This is a genomic window from Streptomyces sp. NPDC033177, assembly GCF_055577715.1.
This window is the reverse complement of the sequence record NZ_JBVIPS010000011.1, coordinates 122,042-141,546: the sequence shown is the minus strand read 5'-3', so window position 1 is coordinate 141,546 and position 19,505 is coordinate 122,042. Positions and strand designations below refer to the sequence as shown.

Sequence of the window (19,505 nt, the reverse complement as noted above, 5' to 3'; positions counted from 1 at the left end):
CACCCTGCCACACCCCTTCCCGCACAGCTCTGGGCAAGCCACCGGGCAGGAAGCCTTCGATTACCGTCTGGGTATTACTGTCTGGGTATGACAACTGCCGTGGTCAGCAAGGAGAACGCGTTCGGTCCGCTGCTGCGCGGCTGGCGCGAGCGGCGCAAGGTGAGCCAGCTGGAACTGGCGCTGCGCGCCGACTCCTCCGCGCGGCACATCAGTTTCATCGAGACCGGCAGATCGCGCCCGAGCGAGGAGATCGTGCTGCGCCTGGCCGAGCACCTCGACGTACCCGTGCGGGATCGCAACTCCCTTCTCCTGGCGGCCGGTTACGCGCCCCGCTTCCGGGAGACCCCGATGGACGACCCCTCGATGGGCGCCCTCCGGGAGGGCCTCGAACAGCTTCTGCGCGGCTACGAGCCCTACCCCGCCCTGGTCGTCGACGCGGCGTACGACGTGGTCGCCGCGAACCGCGGCATCGCGATGATCCTCGACGGCATCCCGGAGCACCTCCTGCGGCCGCCGCTGAACGCCATGCGGCTCACGCTCCACCCGGAGGGCCTCGCCCCCAGGATTCGCAACCTGCGTGAGTGGCGTGGGCACCTGCTGCACCAGATGGAGCGGCAGATCGCGTTGCAGCGTTCGGACGCGCTGCGTGCGGTGTACGAGGAGGTGGCGGCGTACCCGGTGGAGGACCCCGGTGTCGACGTGTTCGACGCCGACGGGCCGCAGAGCGGTGTTCCGTACTTCGCGCTGCCGCTGCGCATCGAGCACGACGGACATCTGCTGTCCTTCATCTCGTCGATCTCGACCTTCAACACGCCCATGGACGTGACCGTCGCCGAACTGGCCATCGAGACGCTCCTCCCGGCCGATCCGGCGACGGTCAAGTACCTCCAGTCGGGCGCCTAGGCCACACCTACGCCTTCAGGGACCGCAGCGCCGCGTACTGCAGGGCGGCGAAACCCCCGACGGTCAGCGCCTGGAGCGGGATCCACACGGTGCCCGCGGTGGTGGGCGAGAGCCGGGCGATCAAGGCGACGACACTGAGCACAGCCCAGGCCGCGTTCGCCTCGATCACCCCCTGGACGGCAGGCGTGGGCGGGCTCTTGCGTGACGCGAGGTAGCCGACGCCCACGCCGTACAGCGTGAGGAAGACGCCCAGGGCGAGCAGGAGCCCCGTGTCGACGCCGAGGAAACGGCCGAGCGGGCCCGAGGCGGCCGTATACGCGAGGCCGTTCCCGGCGGTCACGACCGCGTCGAGGGCGAGGAAGCGGCGCAGCATCGTCTTCGCGTCGTTCGTGCGGGCCAGTGCGGTGAGCGGGCTTGCGAAGTACGTCGACATGGGGTGCTGCCTCCAAGCGGCGGTAGGGAGAGAGGGCCGGATCCGGTCCGGAGTGCGCCGGACCGGCTCCGGTGAGACCACCCTGCCGGGACCGCGATCGAGGGTCGATTACCTCAGAGGTAAGCGCCCGATGCCCCGAGGGCCCCCGCAACCCGTACGGCGGTCGCCGCCGTGTGCCCCCGTCACCCCGCACCTAGGTTCGTTGAAAGGCAGACCTAGGGAGCTCCAGGGTGACAGAGACGACCGAGCCCGGCGCCGCGCTGCTGCGTGCGGGAAAGTTCTTCCGCCGCGGCACCGCCGCCCCCGACCTGCACAGCATCGGACTCGTCGGCGGCCGGGACGCGGACGCCTTCTACCGGGACCGGTGGAGCCACGACAAGGTCGTGAACTCGACGCACGGCGTGAACTGCACGGGCTCCTGCCGCTGGAAGGTGTACGTCAAGGACGGCATCATCACCTGGGAGACCCAGCAGACGGACTATCCGAGCGTCGGCCCGGACCGGCCCGAGTACGAGCCCCGCGGCTGCCCGCGCGGCGCCGCGTTCTCCTGGTACACGTACTCGCCGACCCGCGTGCGCTACCCGTACCTGCGGGGCGTGCTCCTGGAGATGTACCGGGAGGCGAAGTCCCGGCTCAAGGACCCGGTGCTCGCGTGGGCCGACATCCAGAGCGACCCCGAGCGGCGCCGCAGATACCAGCAGGCGCGCGGCAAGGGCGGCCTCGTGCGGGCGACCTGGGACGAGGCCGTCGAGATCATCGCGGCGGCGCACGTCCACACGATCAAGACGCACGGCCCCGACCGGGTCGCGGGCTTCTCCCCCATCCCCGCGATGTCGATGGTGTCGCACGCGGCGGGCGCCCGTTTCATGTCGCTGATCGGCGCTCCCATGCTGTCCTTCTACGACTGGTACGCGGACCTTCCGGTCGCCTCACCGCAGGTCTTCGGCGACCAGACCGACGTACCGGAGTCGGGTGACTGGTGGGACGCGGCGTATCTGATGATGTGGGGCTCGAACGTCCCGGTGACGCGAACCCCTGACGCCCACTGGATGGCCGAGGCGCGCTATCGCGGCCAGAAGGTCGTGGCCGTGTCCCCGGACTACGCGGACAACACGAAGTTCGCCGACGAGTGGCTGCACCCGCACCCCGGCACGGACGGCGCCCTCGCCATCGCGATGGGCCACGTCATCCTCAAGGAGTTCTTCGTCGACCGGCAGACGGACTTCTTCACGGACTACGTGCGCAAGTTCACCGACCTGCCGTTCCTGGTGACGCTGACCGAGCGCGACGGCGCCTACGTCCCGTCGAAGTTCCTGCGCGCGACCGACCTCGGCCAGAGCGGTGAGGGCGGCGACTGGAAGACGGCGGTCCTGGACGAGAACACCGGGCAACCGGCCGTCCCGAACGGCTCGCTGGGCTTCCGCTGGACCGACTCCGGCAAGGGCAAGTGGAATCTGGAGCTCGGCAACATCAAGCCGCAGCTCACCCTGCACGACTCCGAGGTGGCGACGGGCGTCGAGGTGCTGCTCCCCCGCTTCGACACCGAGGGCGGCACGCACGGCCAGGGGCGCGGTGAGATCGTCCGTCGCGGGGTTCCGGCGACACGGCTCGGCGGGCAGGACGGACCGCTGGTCACCACGGTCTTCGACCTGCTGCTCGCGCAGTACGGCGTCGGGCGCGAGGGCCTCCCGGGCGAGTGGCCGACGTCGTACGAGGACGCCGACGCCCCTGGCACCCCGGGCTGGCAGGAGGCGCACACCTCGGTCCCTGCCGCGAAGGCGGTGAAGATCGCGCGGGAGTTCGCGCGGACCGCCGAGAAGTCGCGCGGGCGCTGCATGATCCTGATGGGGGCGGGGACCAACCACTGGTTCCACTCCGAGACGATCTACCGTGCCTTCCTGGCTCTGCTCCAGCTGACCGGCTGCCAGGGCCGCAACGGCGGCGGCTGGGCGCACTACGTGGGGCAGGAGAAGTGCCGCCCCGCGACCGGCTGGGCGACGCTGGCCAGCGCCAACGACTGGAGCAGGCCGCCGCGGCAGATGATCGGCGCCGCGTACTGGTTCCTGAACACCGACCAGTGGCGCTACGACAAGTTCGCGGCGGACGTGCTCGCCTCGCCGCTCGGCGAGGGACGGTTCGCGGGGATGACGGGCGCCGACTGCCTGGCCCTGTCGGCGCGCACCGGCTGGATGCCCTCCTATCCGACCTTCGACCGCAACTCCCTTGATCTGGGCGACACTTCGGGGGCCTCCGGAGACCCGGTCGCCAATGTCGTCGACGAGCTCAAGGCCGGCACCCTCAACTTCGCCTGCGAGGACCCTGACGCCCCCGAGAACTGGCCGCGCGTCCTGACCCTGTGGCGAGCCAACCTGCTCGGCTCGTCGGCCAAGGGCGCCGAGTACTTCACCAAGCATCTGCTCGGCACGCACTCCTCGCTGCGGGCGGAGGAGGCTGCGCCGGACGAGCGGCCCTCGACGGTGACCTGGCACGACGAGGCACCCGAGGGGAAGCTCGACCTGCTCGTCTCCCTTGACTTCCGCCAGACGTCGTCGACGCTACTCTCGGACGTGGTCCTGCCCGCGGCGACCTGGTACGAGAAGCACGACCTGTCCTCCACGGACATGCACCCCTACGTCCACTCCTTCACCCCGGCCGTCGACCCGCCCTGGCAGGCCCGCACCGACTTCGACACGTTCAAGGCGATCGCGGAACGGCTCAGCGAGCTCTCCGTGGACCATCTCGGCGTCCGCAAGGACCTCGTCGCCACCGCCCTCCAGCACGACACCCCCGGCGAGACGGCGCAACCCGGCGGTGTCGTCCTGGACTGGCGCAAGGGCGAGTGCGAGGCGATCCCGGGCAAGACCATGCCGGGCCTGACGGTGGTCGAGCGGGACTACACGGCGATCGGCGCGAAGTTCGCGGCGCTCGGTCCCCTGGCGGAGAACCTGGGCCTGCCGGCGAAGGGCATCGCCCTGCGGCCCGATCAGGAGGTCGACGAGCTGCGTGAGCGCAACGGCGTCGTACGCGGCGGACCCGCCGACGGACGCCCCGCCCTGGACACGGCGGTGAAGGCGGCGAACACCATCCTCGCCCTGTCCGGCACGACCAACGGCCGCCTCGCCACGCAGGGCTTCCACACCCTGGAGGAGCGCACGGGCCAGGAGATGGCGCACCTGGCCGCCGAGCACGAGGGCAAGCGCATCACGTACGCCGACACGCAGGCGGCGCCCGTTCCCGTGATCACCTCGCCCGAGTGGTCGGGCAGCGAGGCGGGCGGGCGGCGCTACACGGCGTTCACGCTCAACACCGAGCACCTCAAGCCCTGGCACACGCTCACCGGACGCCAGCACTTCTTCCTCGACCACGACTGGATCCACGAGCTGGGCGAGGCGATGCCCGTCTACCGGCCGCCCCTGGACATGAACCGCCTGTTCGGGGAGCCACAGCTCGGCCCCGACGGCGAGAAGGAGGTGACGGTCCGCTATCTCACCCCGCACAACAAGTGGTCCATCCACTCCGAGTACCAGGACAACCTCTTCATGCTGTCGCTCTCCCGCGGCGGGCAGTGCATCTGGATGTCGCCGCAGGACGCCGAGGCGATCGGCGTGAAGGACAACGACTGGATCGAGGCGGTCAACCGCAACGGCGTCGTGGTGGCGCGCGCGGTCGTCTCGCACCGGATGCCGGCCGGCACGGTCTACATGCACCACGCGCAGGAACGCACGGTCAACGTCCCCAAGACGGAGACCACCGGCAAGCGCGGCGGCATCCACAACTCCCTGACCCGCCTCATCCTCAAGCCGTCCCATCTCATCGGCGGCTACGCCCAGTTGTCGTGGGCGTTCAACTACCTGGGCCCGACGGGCAACCAGCGCGACGAGGTGACGGTCATCCGCCGCCGCAGCCAGGAGGTTCAGTACTGATGCGCGTTATGGCACAGATCGCCATGGTGATGAACCTCGACAAGTGCATCGGATGCCACACCTGCTCCGTCACCTGCAAGCAGGCGTGGACCAACCGGGACGGCATGGAGTACGTCTGGTTCAACAACGTCGAGACCCGGCCCGGCCAGGGTTATCCGCGCCGCTACGAGGACCAGGAGAAGTGGCGCGGCGGCTGGGAGCTGAACAAGAAGGGCGCCCTGAAGCTCAAGAACGGCGGCCGCATCAAGGCTCTCCTGGAGATCTTCTCCAACCCGAAGCTGCCGGAGATCAAGGACTACTACGAGCCCTGGACGTACGAGTACAAGAACCTCACCGACGCCCCGCTCGGCGACGACTACCCGGTGGCCGAGCCGCGCTCGCTGATCAGCGGCAAGCCCATGAAGATCGAGTGGTCCTCGAACTGGGACGACAACCTGGGCGGCGCCACCGAGTACGGCGACCTCGACCCGATGGTGGCCAAGACCCGCGAGAAGGCCGCCGAGAAGGTGAAGTTCGCCTTCGAGCAGACCTTCATGTTCTACCTGCCGCGGATCTGTGAGCACTGCCTCAACCCGGCGTGTGTGGCGTCCTGCCCATCGGGCGCGATGTACAAGCGCGAGGAGGACGGCATCGTCCTCGTCGACCAGGACAGCTGCCGCGGCTGGCGCAAGTGCGTGACGGGGTGCCCGTACAAGAAGGTGTACTTCAACCACCGCACCGGCAAGGCCGAGAAGTGCACGATGTGCTACCCGCGCCTGGAGGTGGGTCTGCCCACCGTCTGCTCGGAGACGTGCGTGGGGCGGCTGCGGTATCTGGGTGTGATCCTCTACGACGCCGACAAGGTGACGGAAGCGGCGTCCGTGCAGGACGACAAGGCGCTCTACGAGGCCCAGTTGGGGGTCTTCCTCGACCCGGAGGACCCCGAGGTGCGGCGCGAGGCGGAGAAGGCCGGGATCGCACACGACTGGATCGAAGCGGCACGCCGCTCCCCCGTGCACGCGCTGATCAGCAAGTACAAGGTGGCTCTCCCGCTGCATCCGGAGTACCGGACGATGCCGATGGTCTGGTACATCCCGCCGCTCTCCCCGGTCGTGGACGCACTGAGCGAGACCGGGCACGACGGCGAGGACCTGGACAACCTCTTCGGTGCGATCGACACCCTGCGCATTCCGCTCGAGTACCTGGCGGAGATCTTCACTGCCGGTGACATGGGCCCGGTGCGGTCCTCCCTGGAGAAGCTGGCGGCGATGCGGGCCCACATGCGGGCCATCAACCTCGGGGACAGGCCCGACCGTTCGGTCGCCGAGGCCGTGGGCATGTCGGGCCAGGAGATCGAGGAGATGTACCGCCTGCTCGCCATCGCCAAGTACGAGGACCGCTACGTCATCCCGACCGCCGCGGTCGGTGACGCTCAGCGTCTGGAGGAGTCCGCGCTGCCGGACTCGTGCAGCCTCGACTTCGAGGGCGGTCCGGGCGCGGGCGGGGACGGCCCGTTCGGTCAGGACTCGGGGCGCAAGCAGCTCCCTCTGGTGACCATCGAGAACTTCCACACCCTGCGGGACCGGCAGACCGCCGACGAGCAGCCATCCGCCACCGAGAAGGACACCCTGTGAGCGACCACGCCGTGCTCTACCAGGCAGCCGCGCACTGTCTGTCCTACCCGGACGATGAGTTCCGTGGCCTGCTGCCGCAGCTGACGGCCGCCGCACCGGAGTTGCGGAGTTTCCTGGCCCACGCGGAAGCGACCGGCCCCTCCGAACTGGCCGCGCACTACGTCCAGGTCTTCGACTTCAAGAACCGCCACAGCCTCTACCTGAGCTGGTGGCGCGACGGTGACACGCGGCGGCGCGGAATGGCCCTGGTCCGCTTCAAGGAGGTCTACCGCGAGCACGGCATGGAGTTCACGGGCGAGGAGCTGCCGGACTTCCTGCCCGCGGTCCTGGAGTTCTCCGCGCACGCGGGCCCCGTCCTCCTGGCGGAACACCGGCCGGGCCTTGAGCTGCTGCGGCTCGCCCTCACCGACTTCGGCACGCCCTACGCGTCCGTCCTCCAGGCGGTCTGCGCGACGCTGCCCGGCCCCTCGCCGAAGGACCGGGCCGAGGCGCAGGCGCTGGCCAGGTCCGGGCCCCCGCGCGAGGACGTCGGCCTTGAACCCTTCGCACTGATCGGGGAGCACTGATGAGAACGCTGCTGTGGGGCGTCATCCCGTACGTGGCCTTCGTCCTGCTCGTGGCGGGCCTCCTGTGGCGCTATCGCTACGACAAGTTCGGCTGGACGACGCGCTCTTCGCAGGTGTACGAGTCGAAGCTGCTCAACATCGCGTCGCCGATGTTCCACTACGGGATCCTGTTCGTGCTCGTCGGACACCTGGTGGGGCTCTTCATCCCGGAGTCGTGGACGGAGAAGGTGGGCGTGAGCGAGCACACGTACCACCTGTTCTCGCTGTACGGCGGCACGGCGGCGGGCATCCTGCTGGTGCTCGGCATCCTGCTGCTGCTCTACCGGCGGCGTACGAACGCGCCGGTGTTCCGGGCGACGACCGCCAACGACAAGCTGATGTATCTCGTGCTGTTCGCGGCGATCGTGCTCGGCATGGTGGCCAAGCTGACGCACGCGTCGGGCGAGGGCTACAACTACCGTGAGTCGATGGCGCCTTGGGCCCGCAGCCTGTTCACCCTGCAGCCGGACACGGACCGGATGGTGGGGGTGCCGGTCATGTACCAGATCCACGCCGTGGTCGGCATGGCACTGTTCGCGCTGATCCCGTTCACACGGCTCGTGCACATGTTCAGCGCGCCGGTGCAGTATCTGTTCCGGCCGTACGTGGTGTATCGGAGTCGGGACCCGCGGAGGGTGGGAGCTCGTCCGGAGCGGCGGGGTTGGGAGAAGACAGGGTCTTGATCCCCAACCCCGCCCCTTCCCGACTGTGACGTTTGCGGCTCCGCCGCGGGCCGCTCGGCGCGGGGGCCTTGGCTGCCGCCATCGCCGGCTTCGCCAAGTTCGTCCTCAAACGCCGGACGGGCTGAATCCCTAACCCGCCGGGCTCTTACTTATCGGCGCCATCCCCCGGCTTCTCGTCGTCCACGATCTCCGCGTCGACCACGCCCTCGTCGGGGGAGGACCCCGGCGCCGCCTGCTCCTGGGCGCCCGCGCCAGAACTCTCGTACATGGCCTGGCCCATCCGCTGACTCACCGAGGCCAGCTTCTCCGCGCCCGCGCGCAGCGCCGCCGTGTCGTCGGCCCTGTTCTTCAACAGGTCCTTCAACTCCGTGGCCGCCGCTTCCACTTCGGTTCGGGTCTCCGCAGGAACCCGCTCCTCGTTCTCCCGCAGGAACCGCTCCGTCTGGTAGACGAGCTGCTCCGCCTGGTTGCGGGTCTCGGCGGCGTCGCGCCGCTTGCGGTCCTCCTCCGCGTGCTCCTCGGCCTCCCGCACCATGCGGTTGATGTCGTCCTTGGGCAGCGCCGAGCCGCCCGTCACCGTCATGCGCTGCTCGCGCCCCGTCGCCTCGTCCTTGGCGGACACGTGCATGATTCCGTTGGCGTCGATGTCGAAGGTGACCTCGATCTTGGGCACGCCGCGCGGCGCCGGGGGCAGACCCGTCAGATCGAAGACGCCGAGCTTCTTGTTGTACGCGGCGATCTCCCGCTCGCCCTGGAAGACCTGGATGCCGACCGACGGCTGGTTGTCCTCGGCGGTCGAGAAGGTCTCCGAACGCCGGGTGGGAATGGTCGTGTTGCGTTCGATGAGCTTGGTCATGATGCCGCCCTTGGTCTCGATACCCAGGGACAGCGGCGTCACGTCCAGGAGCAGGACGTCCTTGACGTCACCCCTGATCACACCGGCCTGGAGCGCCGCCCCGAGCGCCACCACCTCGTCCGGGTTGACCCCCTTGTGCGGCTCGCTCCCGGTGAGTTCCTTGACCAGTTCGGTGACCGCGGGCATGCGCGTCGAGCCGCCCACCAGGATCACGTGGTCGATGGCCGAGAGCTTGATGCCCGCGTCCTTCACCGCCTGGTGGAAGGGACCGCGGCAGCGTTCGAGGAGGTCCGCCGTCAGCTCCTGGAACTGGGCGCGGGTCAGCTTCTCCGCCAGATGCAGGGGACCGTCCGCCGACGCCGTCACGTACGGCAGGTTGATGTCGGTCTCGCTCGACGACGACAGCTCGATCTTCGCCTTCTCGGCGCCCTCGCGCAGGCGTTGCAGCGCCATCTTGTCCTTGCCGAGGTCCACCCCGTACGCGTTCTTGAACTGCCGCACCAGGTACTCGACGATGCGCTGATCCCAGTCGTCGCCGCCCAGCTGTGTGTCGCCGTTGGTGGCCTTGACCTCGATGACCCCGTCGCCCATCTCCAGGAGCGAGACGTCGAAGGTGCCACCACCGAGGTCGAAGACGAGGACCGTCTGGTCGTCGCCCTTGTCCAAGCCGTACGCGAGGGCCGCGGCCGTGGGTTCGTTGATGATGCGGAGCACGTTCAGGCCCGCGATCTCACCGGCTTCCTTGGTGGCCTGGCGCTGCGTGTCGTCGAAGTACGCGGGTACGGTGACGACCGCGTCCGTGACGTCCTCGCCCAGGTAGGACTCGGCGTCACGCTTGAGCTTCTGCAGGACGCGTGCGGACAGCTCCTGCGCGGTGTAGCGGGTGCCGTCGACGGACCCGCCCTCCGGGAAGCGCCAACTCCCGTCGCCCATATGCCGTTTGACGGAGCGTGCGGTGCGCTCCACGTTCGTGACCGCCTGCCGCTTGGCCACTTCTCCGACGAGTACGTCGCCGTTCTTGGCGAAGGCGATGACCGAAGGTGTGGTGCGCGCTCCCTCCGCGTTGGCGACGACCGTTGGATCACCGCCCTCCAGGACGGCCACCACCGAGTTCGTCGTACCGAGGTCGATCCCGACTGCACGTGCCATGTCCAGTCTCCTTCAACGCGAGCCCGTTTCCCGGCGTACTTCGACCTCCATCACAAAACTTGAGCGGCTTGTTGTCAATGCCGCATATGACTGTGCCGCCGCCCGCGAGGGACGGCGGCACGGTCCGAGGAGCGTCAGGCGAGCTTCGCCGTCAGCGTGATCGTCGTGCCCGTCAGCGCCTGGCTCACCGGGCAGTTCGCCTTGGCGTCCTCGGCGGCGGCGGTGAACGCCGCCTCGTCGATGCCGTCCACCGTGCCCTCGACGGTGAGGTGGATGCCGGTGATGCCGGTGCCCGGCTGGAAGGTCACGTCGGCGGACGTCACCAGGCGGGTCGGCGGAGTGCCCGCCTTGGCCAGGCCGTTGGAGAAGGCCATGGAGAAGCAGCTGGAGTGCGCGGCGGCGATCAGCTCCTCCGGGCTGGTCTTGCCGTTGGCCTGCTCGGCGCGGGACGGCCAGGACACGGCCTGCTCCCCGATCCCGGAGGAGTCGAAGGTGACGGTGCCGGAGCCCTCCAGCAGGTTGCCTTCCCAGACCGTGTGCGCGGAGCGCGTGGTAGCCACGATGTACTTCCCTTCAGTGCGGTTCCGGGATGCGTTCCGGAACGTCCGTGCGCCCATCCGATCACACCCGGGCGCGGGGCACGCGGAAGACCGCTCCTCTCCAGCGGGGCTCCTGAGGCATCAGGACAGCCCCGGTGCGTGGTCGCTATGGCCGAAATGCCAACTGTGCAAGGGGCGTCCGCGGTGACACTTTGAGGCCCCCTCGCCCACGGGACGAGGAGTCCACTCAGGGGGTTTGACCATGCACATGAACTACTCGGAACGCGGTCCGTCTCCGCTGGAGGGCGCGAAGCCCCAAGCTGCCGGAGACCGCGACTCGACGTTCGGCTGGTGGGGCGCCTTCAGCATCCAGAAGTTCGTCAACCAGTCACCCCTCTTCCACACACACGCCGACGCCACCGGCTGGCTGGCGTACCTCCAGCAGTTCTACGACCGCAACTTCTGGTTCGCGGACGGCGGGGCGCAGGTCTGGGCGTACGAGGAGACCTACGACAACTGGCAGGACCGCTACGGCATGGACGCCGTGGTCGCCGTCTACCACTCGGGCCACGGCGGCATGGACAACAACGGGATCTTCTTCGCGCCCCTCGGCGCGGCCTGGGACGGCCGCAGCGACGCCGTCTCCAACCGGATGGCGCTGGGCAACGAGAAGGCCAACTACGTCTTCTGGTCCACCTGCACCTCGCTGCGGGTCCTCGGCGGGCACTCCCCGATCCGCACCTGGGCGGGCCCCAACATCGGCTTCCGCATGATCTTCGGGTTCGAGACCGTCAGCATCGACAGCCCGGACTACGGCAAGAAGTTCTGGGAGAAGTGGCGGGCCGGCCAGACGTTCACCGACGCCTGGCTGAACGCGAGCTGGGACATCCACAAGGGCCAGGCGCCCTCGGTCTGCGCGGTCGGCGCCAACCAGGCCGAGGCCACGGCCCGGCTCAACGGCGAGCGCACCCTCTTCCGCGAGAAGGTGCCGGACAACTGGTACGCGTGGCGCTGGTACAACGCGCGCGACAGCCTCAGGGAGCCGCTGACGCAGGCGCCGAGCAGCCCGCAGATCGTGCAGCTCGCGCCGCGCGACCCGGCCGACGAGCTGGCCAAGGTGGGCCGCATCGCGGACTTCCCGTCGGCGGCGCTGCAAGAGGTGCAGGTCGAGCGGCAGGGCGTGCTCAGCGCCACCTCCGGCGACCGGGTCGTCTCCACGGCTCCGCACGCGATCCGGTGGGTCAAGCTCGCCGAGGCCAACCACCGCAACCTGCGGCAGCTGCCCACGGAGCGGGCGGTCGAGGCGGCCCACGGGTTCGCCGAGCAGCACGCCGACGGCGCCGAGCTCGTCGTGGACAGCGTGCACGACCTGATGCAGAACTCCGGGGCGAAGGACGGCTCCGAGCTGGGTGAGCCGGTGTCCCTTGAGACCCATGTGACGTTCCGGCAGGTCTTCGACGGCATCCCGGTCATCACGCCCGACCGCGGTCTCATCCGGGTGGCCCTGGACAACGACGCGACCGTCGTCCAGGCGCAGATCTCCACCCGCGACACCACCGGCACGACCCGCGAGCCGAGCACGGACGTCTCGCCGCCGCCCGAGGGCTCCTCGGCGACGGTCGCGGCGCCGCGGCCACGCGACCCGCGCGAGGCCCTGGCCGCCGCCCAGCACAGGCTGCTCGCCGAGCTCGCCTCCGTCACGGCTGAGGAACAGGGCGGCCGGAGTGCCGCCGCGCAGCGCGAGCCCGAGGTCAGGGACGTGCCGGGCACCTTCGAGGTCGGCTACGAGATCGAGGGCAACGAGGCCTACCCGGCCGCCCGCAAGCTGATCGAGATCGGCTCGCCCGACAGCATGTACACCACCCGCCGCTGGGTGGTCGCACCGCTCGCCAGGTAATCCGGGAGCGTTCTTTCAGTGGGTGGCGGTCCGCTCCTTGCGGGCCGCCCTCCACGCGTAGACGAGCACACCCGCGAAGAGGAACAGGACGCCCTGGTAGACGGCCGCGTATCCGGACCCGGCGACCAGCCACATGGAGAAGCCGAACGCGATGCACGCGAGGACGCCGTCCCGCACCAGGCAGGCGCGGTTGACGCGCTCGCCCTGCCCGGAGACCAGGAAGTAGATCTGCGCGGCGGTGGCGAGCAGATAGGGCACGGTCGCGGTGAACGTGGTGATCAGGACGAGGGACTCGAAGACGCCGCTCGAACCCGCCGTGTAGTTGTAGACGGTGAGCAGCGAGGCCAGGGCGACGGTGACCAGGACGCCCACGGTCGGCACGCCGCGCTTCTTCTTGCCGAAGGCCTCGGGGAAGAGCCCGTCCTTGGCGGCGGCGTACGGCGTCTGGGCACTCAGCAGGGTCCAGCCGTTGAGGGCGCCGAGGATCGAGACGACTGCCGCGAGCGCCACCGCCGTACCTCCCCAGGAGCCGCCGAACATGACGTTGACGGCGTCCGAGAAGGGTGCGGTGGAGCCGACGAGCTTGTCGTGGGCGACGGTGCCGAAGACGGCGAGGGTGCCGAGCAGATAGACGAGGGCGGCGCCGAGGGTGCCGAGGATGGTGGCGCGTCCGACGTTGCGGCGCGGGTCGCGTACTTCACCGGCGCTGACGGCCGCCGATTCCACGCCCAGGTAGGAGAAGAGCAGGATCGCGGCGGAGGCGGAGATCGCACCGGCCGGGCTGTCGTCACTCGCCTGGAAGGGGCCGAGGTTGGCGCTGTCGAAGAAGAAGAGCCCGCCGATCGCGACCAGGAGCAGGGGCACGAACTTCAGGACGGTGGCGACGACCTGGACCGCGCCGACGTAGCGGGTGCCCGCGAAGTTCGCGAGCGCGGGCAGGAGTTGCAGGACGAGGGCGGCCAGGCAGGCGGTCCACTTGTGGTCGCCCACCGGTATCAGGACGTCCAGATAGCCGACGGCGGCGACGGCGAGCGCGGCGTTCGACACCCAGGCGGTGGCCCAGTACGACCAGGCCGCGAGGAAGCCCGCGAAGTCGCCGAACGCGGCACGCGCGTAGACGTACGGTCCGCCGGTGCGCGGATCGCGCCGCGCGAGCCGCCCGAAGACGAGGGCGAGAGCGATGGCGCCCGCGGTCAGGACGCCGAACGCGACGAGGCTGATGGTCCCGAAGGGGGCGACGGAGGCCGGGAGCAGGAAGATGCCGCCGCCGATGATGTTGCCCATGACGAGGCAGGTGGCGATCGGGAGACCGAAGCGGCGGGCGTGCCTGCTGCCGCCGTCCTCGTGCTGCTCGGTCCGCTGTTCTTCCTGGTCGGGGGCCGGAGCCGACTGGTTCGCGGTTCCGGTGTCGTGCATGGGGTGGTGCCTCTCATCGTGCCGGACGCCCGGGATCGCCGGGGCGAGAGACATGGTCGGGCACGACGGGAACCGTACAAAATCAGTGTGTTTTGTCGTGTCCGGCAGGGTCGACGACCGCAAAAGCTGTCTCGTCCGGGCCGTCGTGCCGGGAATCGTCCGCAGCCCCGGGACCCCCTCCCACCTGCGGAACCAGCGGAACCTCCGGTCCCTGGAACTCGCCGAGCCAACGCCGGAGCACTTCGTGGACGCGCTCGGCGCCGACCAGTTCGTGCCCGTCTTCGAGCGGCGCGGAGAGCACGAGGGGCGACAGGAGGAACGGCTGCGCCTGGGCGCCGCCGAGCCCGCCGTGCGAGCCGATCTGCTCCTCGAAGGCGAGCACTTCGCCCTCCTGGGGGTCGTACCAGGAGTTGACCATGATGTCGGCGGCGTGCGGGAAGCCGTCGGTGCGGCGCACGGCGTCGGCGGCGCCGGGCCCGAAGTCGGCCAGCGGGCCGAGGTCACCGGGGCGCTCGTCGAGGTACACCTCGGCGCCGCGCGCGCCGAGGACGACCGCGCCACGCTCCTGACTGTGTACGAGGAGGAAGCCGACGCCCGGGTGGTTGGCGAGGGTGGGCAGGAGCGCCGGGTGGCGCAGGTCGATCTCCTCGCGGGTCATGCGGCGCGGGACGTCGGGGAAGGAGACGAGGCCGAGGTTGCCGGACGCGAGGACGATGGGCTCGGCGCGGCGGGCGGGGCGGTGCTGTCCGGCGCCCTCCTCGACGGGGCGGCGCAGCGCGGCGCGGACCGTCGAGCGGGCCTCGGCGCCGCTGTGCGTGCGCTGCGCCTTGCGGGGCACGGGCAGGCCGCAGCCGGCCCTGACGAGGTCGCCGAGGGTGAGGCCGTAGCGGGCCTGGAAGGTCTCGCCGGGGCTCTGGCCGTGGTCGGAGAGGACCACGATGCGGTAGGCGCGGGGGGCGTGTTCGGCGACCTTCGCGATCAGCGCGAGGGACCGGTCGAGCCGCTGGAGCACCTTCTCGACGTCGTGACCGGTGGGCCCGGAGTGGTGGGCCACCTCGTCGTAGGCGACGAGGTCGGCGTAGACCGCGCTGCGTCCGGCGAGCATGTCCCCGATGACCGCGGCGACGACGACATCGCGCTCGACGACGGTCGCGAAGGCACGGATGAAGGGGTAGAGCCCGCCCCGGCCGACGCGCGGGCGCCGCTTCCTGATCCGGGCCCGGGTCGACTCGCCGATCTCGCGGCCCACTTCGGCGACGAAGGACAGGGCGGTGCGGACGGCATTGGCGGGGTCGGAGAAGTAGGCGAAGTACCCGGCGCGCGAGCGGTTCTCCTTGCCGCGGCGTGCGGCCAGGGAGAGCACCAGGGCGACCTGCTCGGCACCGCCGCTGAAGAGGTTGCCGCGGCTGGCGCCGTCGAGGGTGAGGAGGCCGCCGTCGCCGGTGCGCTCGATGGCGCGGCGCTGAAGCTCACCGGCGGAGGCGGGCCGGTTGGAGACCATGACCTCGCCGGTGTCCTTCTCGTACCAGCGGAAGGCGGGGACGTCGTGGTTGGAGCCGTGCAGGATGCCCAGCTGGCTCGCCCCGGTCTGGCTCGACCAGTCGGTGCGCCACCGGGTGAGGCGATGGGTCGGCGCCCCCTCCTGGCCGAGCCAGACGGCGACGGTGGGCATCAGCCCCTTGTCCACGGCGGTGCGCAGGACGTCGTGGCCGACGCCGTCGAGCTGGATGAAGACGGTGCCGGGCGGTACGGGACCGAAGCGTCCTTCGGCGAGGCGGCGCCGCTTGCGGTCGGCCAGGCGGTAGAGGCGGCGGCGGTAGGCGTCGTCGTCGCGGACGGCGAGGGCGCCGCCGGTGGCGGAGGCGACCGCGGACATGACCGCGGCGACGACGACGGCGGTCTCGGGGTTGGCCTCACCGCGGCCGTCGGGGATGAGACTGAGGGCGAGCAGCAGCAGGGAGCCGTTGAGGGCGAAGGCGAGCAGGCCGAGCACGAGCGCGGGCACGAGCAGCAGGGCCCGCACGAGCAGGGGCCACACCAGCGAGGAGAGCAGGCCGAAGGCGCCGGCACCCAGGGCGGCCGTGCTGGCGACGCGGGTGGCGCTGTCATCGTCGTCGGCCTGCAGCTGGAAGTCGGGCAGGATCCCGGCGAGCGCGAGCATGGTGAGCGTACTGACCAGCCATACGGCGACGGATCTCCACAGCACGCTGCCGACCGCCCGCCATCGCTCTCGCCCCACGCCGTGCCGCCTCACGTTTCATGAAAGATCAGGACACCAGCGTGTCACAGGGTGTACGGCCGGGTGCCGGGGCGGGGTCAGCGACCGTCGTACCCCGCAGTCGGCATGGAGAGCCGCCGGTGGACATGGGCCTTCATCTGCGCGTCGTACGACGGTTCGGCGAGCCCCGCCGTCTCGATCCGCACCCCGCGCCGCCCGCACTCCGCGGTGAACTCGTCCGGCGAACGCAGCGCGCGGTCGAGCACGCGGCGGCTCGGCACGACGAAGAGATCCACGAGACCTTCGTCGACGTCGGTCCAGAGCACGGCGTGATCGGCGGGCAGCCCGTGCACGACCAGTTCGCGCGTGATGACGTACCCGCGGTCGGCGGCCCAGCGCGCGCACATCGCGTGCTGACTGCGGGAGTCGACCAGGAAGGGGTCGGCGTCCAGCTCCTCCAGCGGTATCAGGCTGGCGATCGCGGCGACCCGCACCACTGTCACGCTTGCGGTGTCCCCCATCGCGTCCCCCTCACCTCTGGCATCCTCACCACTGGCGTCAGCCGAAGACCCTACTCCTGGCCGTAGGCTCGTAAACAGTCGCGCGAAGGAGGAAGAAGGAGCAATGGGAGTGCCGGTGGAGATCACCTGGTGGGGTCATGCCACCTGCACGGTCGAGGATTCGGGGCTACGGGTGCTCACCGACCCGCTGTTCGCCCGGCGCCTGGCCCATCTGCGCCGGCGCAGGGGCGCGCTCCCGCCGCCCGAGGCGGCCGTCGCCGACGCCGTGCTCCTGTCCCATCTGCACGTCGACCACCTGCATCTGCCGTCCCTCGCACGGATCACCCCCGGCACCCGCGTGCTGTTGCCGCGCGGCGCCCGCCGGCAGGTGCCGGGGCTCGCGCGCCGGCTCTCCCATCTGCACCTCATCGACGTCGTGCCTGGTGACGAGGTACGGATCGGCGATCTGGTCGTCCGCGTGGTGACGGCGCGGCACGACGGGCGGCGGCTGCCCGTGGGACCGCATGCGGCGCCCGCCCTGGGCTTCGTGGTGCGGGGTGAGGCGCGGACGTATTTCGCCGGGGACACCGGGCTCTTCGACTCGATGGCCGAGGAGGTCGGGGAAGTCGACGTGGCGCTGCTTCCGGTCGGCGGCTGGGGGCCGTATCTCGGCCATGGTCATCTCGACGCGGGGCGGGCGGCACTGGCCCTGGCGAAGCTCGCGCCGCGCAGCGCGGTGCCGGTGCATTACGGGACGTACTGGCCGATCGGCATGGACGCCGTGCGGCCCCATGAATTCCACACGCCGGGCGAGGAGTTCGTGCGTCAGGCCGCGCGGATCGCACCCGACGTGGCGGTGCACCGCCTGGGGCACGGCGAGAGCGTGCGGCCCGAGGTCTCCAAGGGAGACCCTCAGTGATCCTCGCCCTGACGGCCCAGGTGACTCCGGGGTCGACGCAGGCCCTCGGCTATCCGTCGCTGTTCCTGCTCATCGTGGTGGGCGCGCTGGTGCCCGTGGTGCCCACGGGCGCGCTCGTCAGCTCGGCCGCGGTGGTGGCCTTCCACCAGGAGGCGCCCCTCGCGCTGCTCCTGGTGTTCGTGGTCTCGGCGTTCGCCGCGTTCCTGGGTGACATGGCGCTGTACTGGCTCGGGCGGCGCGGCATGCAATCGAAGAACGGCTCGCGCTGGCTCGCGGCGATCCGTGACCGGGCGCCCGAGGAGCGTCTGGCCCAGGCGCAGGAGAAGCTCGCCGACCACGGCGTGCTGGTGCTCGTCCTCTCCCGGCTCGTCCCGGCCGGGCGAATTCCGGTGATGCTGGCCTGCCTGATGGCGAAGATGCCGCTGCGCCAGTTCGCCCGCGGCGACATACCGGCGTGCCTCGCCTGGGCCGTGACGTACCAACTGATCGGCATTCTCGGCGGCTCCCTCTTCAAGGAGCCGTGGCAGGGCGTGGTGGTGGCGGTCGGTCTGACGGTGCTGATCAGCGTGGCGCCGACGCTGTGGCGCAAGGTGTGGCGTACGGCGGCGTCCTAGGCCTGTGCTGTCGCGCGGAGAGCGTCGAAGGCGGCGGCCAGGGTGCTCAATGCCTCTGCCACATAGGGCAGTTCGGTCGCGTCCGGGGCGGTGAGGGCCGCGAGGCGCTCCTGCGGGGTCGCGCCGAGCAGGGGGCCGGTGGACAGGCGTACGCGCAACGCCCCCAGCTCGTCGCCGAAGCGGTGGCCGCCGGGCGCGGGCATGGCGAGGCGACCGCCGAGGAAGTCCTCCAGGTCCTGCGAGTCGCCGACGCCGCGCGCGGCGAGGGCCGGGCGGAGCGGTCCGAGGTCCACGTAGAGGTGACGGCCCGCCGCCGGCGGGCGGGCGAGCGCGCCCGCCGCGAGCACCGTGCGCTGCGCGGCCGCGGCCACGCGCGCGTGCAGGCGGCTCGCGCGGACGAGGCGGACGGTGACCTCGTCCGGCTCGCCCAGGGCGTAGGACGCCGCCGCCCCGACCGGCGCCGTGACGCACGCGCCCAGCGCGGTGAGGACGTCCAGGGTGCGGGCCCGCAGCGCCGAGCCCCGCGCTCCGGCCGGGAACCGGGCGACCGCGGCGGGCCAGCCCGGCGGCAGGAACGCTCCGGAGAGATCGGCAAGGACCGTCACCCGTTCGGGATCCATCTCGGCGGGGCTCACGAGCACCGTGTCGTGCGGCCGGTGCAGGGTGTCGCGCCAGGTCTCGTCGCTGACGACATGCAGCCCCTCGTCCGCCGCCGCCTCCACGGCCTCGTGCAGCACCTCGGGCGGCGGCACGGTGGCGGTGGGGTCGTCGGCGACGGAGAGCACGAGGAGGCGCGGGGTGCCGCCCTCGGCACGGATGCGGCGGACGGTCTCCATGAGGGCGAACGGATCGGGGACGCCGCCGCACTCGGCGGGCGTCGGCACGTGGTACACCGACCGGCCGAGCAGCCGTACCTGCGGCGCCCACCAGGCGGGACAGGGCCGCGGGAGCAGGACATCGCCTCCGTCGAGGGCGGCGGTCAGCGCGAGCAGCAGGGGCGCCGCACCGGGCGCCGCGACGACCTGGCCCCGCTCCCCCGGCAGGCCGCGCCGCGCCCAGTAGCCCCTCGCGGCGTCGAGCAGGGCGGGGCTGCCGCCGGGTGGTTCCGCGTGGGCGCGGCCCGCGGCACCGGCGAGCACGGCGGAGAGCTCGGGCAGGACCGGGAGGCCCGGCTCCGGCAGGGGAGGCCCGTACCGGACAGGGCCACGGCCTTCGGGTTCCGTCCGCATGTACCCAT

General features: G+C 70.7%; 15 protein-coding genes. 8 read left to right on the top strand and 7 right to left on the bottom strand.

Annotated elements, in window-relative coordinates; genetic code table 11:
- Positions 1–87 precede the first annotated feature (87 nt).
- A complete protein-coding gene (locus tag ACZ5U5_RS33455) occupies positions 88–903 on the top strand; it encodes a helix-turn-helix domain-containing protein (RefSeq protein WP_469029228.1) in 816 nt (271 codons plus the stop codon).
- A 7-nt stretch (positions 904–910) separates the two neighbouring features.
- Here ACZ5U5_RS33455 and ACZ5U5_RS33450 read toward each other — a convergent pair whose 3' ends face one another.
- On the bottom strand, positions 911–1,336 hold the full coding sequence (locus ACZ5U5_RS33450; RefSeq protein ID WP_469029226.1) for a hypothetical protein: 426 nt from the start codon (positions 1,334–1,336) through the stop codon (positions 911–913).
- 230 nt (positions 1,337–1,566) lie between these two features.
- On the opposite strand from ACZ5U5_RS33450, the gene ACZ5U5_RS33445 reads away from it, so the two are divergent.
- Genes ACZ5U5_RS33445 through narI form a run of 4 tightly spaced genes read left to right on the top strand, consistent with a single transcriptional unit; the run spans position 1,567 to position 8,160 of the window.
- The gene (locus ACZ5U5_RS33445; protein ID WP_469029223.1) at positions 1,567–5,259 is read left to right on the top strand and encodes a nitrate reductase subunit alpha; all 3,693 of its coding nucleotides are present in this window, start codon (positions 1,567–1,569) and stop codon (positions 5,257–5,259) included.
- Positions 5,259–6,872 (top strand): nitrate reductase subunit beta, encoded by a 1,614-nt coding sequence (narH, locus tag ACZ5U5_RS33440; protein ID WP_469029222.1) that lies wholly within the window; start codon positions 5,259–5,261, stop codon positions 6,870–6,872. The genes ACZ5U5_RS33445 and narH overlap by 1 nt, the downstream gene beginning before the upstream one ends.
- On the top strand, positions 6,869–7,438 hold the full coding sequence (gene narJ, locus ACZ5U5_RS33435; RefSeq protein WP_469029220.1) for a nitrate reductase molybdenum cofactor assembly chaperone: 570 nt from the start codon (positions 6,869–6,871) through the stop codon (positions 7,436–7,438). Before narH ends, narJ begins: the two co-directional genes overlap by 4 nt.
- Positions 7,438–8,160 (top strand): respiratory nitrate reductase subunit gamma, encoded by a 723-nt coding sequence (gene narI, locus ACZ5U5_RS33430; RefSeq protein ID WP_469029217.1) that lies wholly within the window; start codon positions 7,438–7,440, stop codon positions 8,158–8,160. Before narJ ends, narI begins: the two co-directional genes overlap by 1 nt.
- Positions 8,161–8,305: 145 nt before the next feature.
- Here narI and dnaK read toward each other — a convergent pair whose 3' ends face one another.
- A complete protein-coding gene (gene dnaK, locus ACZ5U5_RS33425; RefSeq protein WP_469029215.1) occupies positions 8,306–10,165 on the bottom strand; it encodes a molecular chaperone DnaK in 1,860 nt (619 codons plus the stop codon).
- A gap of 134 nt (positions 10,166–10,299) precedes the next feature.
- Positions 10,300–10,725, bottom strand: a complete 426-nt coding sequence (locus tag ACZ5U5_RS33420) for an OsmC family peroxiredoxin (protein WP_469029213.1) — start codon at positions 10,723–10,725, stop codon at positions 10,300–10,302.
- A gap of 241 nt (positions 10,726–10,966) precedes the next feature.
- Between ACZ5U5_RS33420 and ACZ5U5_RS33415 the strand changes: the two genes are divergently transcribed.
- Positions 10,967–12,601: a DUF6345 domain-containing protein gene (locus ACZ5U5_RS33415; protein WP_469029210.1), complete on the top strand. Its 1,635-nt coding sequence runs from the start codon at positions 10,967–10,969 to the stop codon at positions 12,599–12,601.
- 15 nt (positions 12,602–12,616) lie between these two features.
- Here the strand turns inward: ACZ5U5_RS33415 and ACZ5U5_RS33410 are convergent, their stop codons facing one another.
- The 3 genes from ACZ5U5_RS33410 to ACZ5U5_RS33400 form a co-directional block, all read right to left on the bottom strand.
- The gene (locus tag ACZ5U5_RS33410) at positions 12,617–14,017 is read right to left on the bottom strand and encodes an amino acid permease (RefSeq protein WP_469029208.1); all 1,401 of its coding nucleotides are present in this window, start codon (positions 14,015–14,017) and stop codon (positions 12,617–12,619) included.
- An 82-nt stretch (positions 14,018–14,099) separates the two neighbouring features.
- Entirely contained in the window at positions 14,100–16,256 is a 2,157-nt protein-coding gene (locus tag ACZ5U5_RS33405) for a phage holin family protein (RefSeq protein ID WP_469029206.1), read from the bottom strand.
- Between the two features lie 77 nt (positions 16,257–16,333).
- The gene (locus ACZ5U5_RS33400) at positions 16,334–16,738 is read right to left on the bottom strand and encodes a hypothetical protein (RefSeq protein WP_469029807.1); all 405 of its coding nucleotides are present in this window, start codon (positions 16,736–16,738) and stop codon (positions 16,334–16,336) included.
- A gap of 127 nt (positions 16,739–16,865) precedes the next feature.
- Between ACZ5U5_RS33400 and ACZ5U5_RS33395 the strand changes: the two genes are divergently transcribed.
- Positions 16,866–17,654, top strand: a complete 789-nt coding sequence (locus ACZ5U5_RS33395) for an MBL fold metallo-hydrolase (protein ID WP_469029804.1) — start codon at positions 16,866–16,868, stop codon at positions 17,652–17,654.
- Positions 17,651–18,268: a DedA family protein gene (locus ACZ5U5_RS33390; protein ID WP_469029203.1), complete on the top strand. Its 618-nt coding sequence runs from the start codon at positions 17,651–17,653 to the stop codon at positions 18,266–18,268. The genes ACZ5U5_RS33395 and ACZ5U5_RS33390 overlap by 4 nt, the downstream gene beginning before the upstream one ends.
- On the opposite strand, the gene ACZ5U5_RS33385 is transcribed toward ACZ5U5_RS33390, so the two are convergent.
- Entirely contained in the window at positions 18,265–19,497 is a 1,233-nt protein-coding gene (locus ACZ5U5_RS33385; protein WP_469029201.1) for an aminotransferase class I/II-fold pyridoxal phosphate-dependent enzyme, read from the bottom strand. The two genes, ACZ5U5_RS33390 and ACZ5U5_RS33385, sit on opposite strands and share 4 nt — an antisense overlap.
- Positions 19,498–19,505 lie beyond the last annotated feature (8 nt).

What these genes read in the sequence shown, in the direction of transcription:
- ACZ5U5_RS33455 (WP_469029228.1), top strand. Translation starts at nt 88, where the DNA reads ATGACAACTGCCGTGGTCAGCAAGGAGAACGCGTTCGGTCCGCTGCTG.
- ACZ5U5_RS33450 (WP_469029226.1), bottom strand. Translation starts at nt 1,336, where the DNA reads ATGTCGACGTACTTCGCAAGCCCGCTCACCGCACTGGCCCGCACGAAC.
- narH (WP_469029222.1), top strand. Translation starts at nt 5,259, where the DNA reads ATGCGCGTTATGGCACAGATCGCCATGGTGATGAACCTCGACAAGTGC.
- narI (WP_469029217.1), top strand. Translation starts at nt 7,438, where the DNA reads ATGAGAACGCTGCTGTGGGGCGTCATCCCGTACGTGGCCTTCGTCCTG.
- dnaK (WP_469029215.1), bottom strand. Translation starts at nt 10,165, where the DNA reads ATGGCACGTGCAGTCGGGATCGACCTCGGTACGACGAACTCGGTGGTG.
- ACZ5U5_RS33415 (WP_469029210.1), top strand. Translation starts at nt 10,967, where the DNA reads ATGCACATGAACTACTCGGAACGCGGTCCGTCTCCGCTGGAGGGCGCG.
- ACZ5U5_RS33410 (WP_469029208.1), bottom strand. Translation starts at nt 14,017, where the DNA reads ATGCACGACACCGGAACCGCGAACCAGTCGGCTCCGGCCCCCGACCAG.
- ACZ5U5_RS33385 (WP_469029201.1), bottom strand. Translation starts at nt 19,497, where the DNA reads ATGCGGACGGAACCCGAAGGCCGTGGCCCTGTCCGGTACGGGCCTCCC.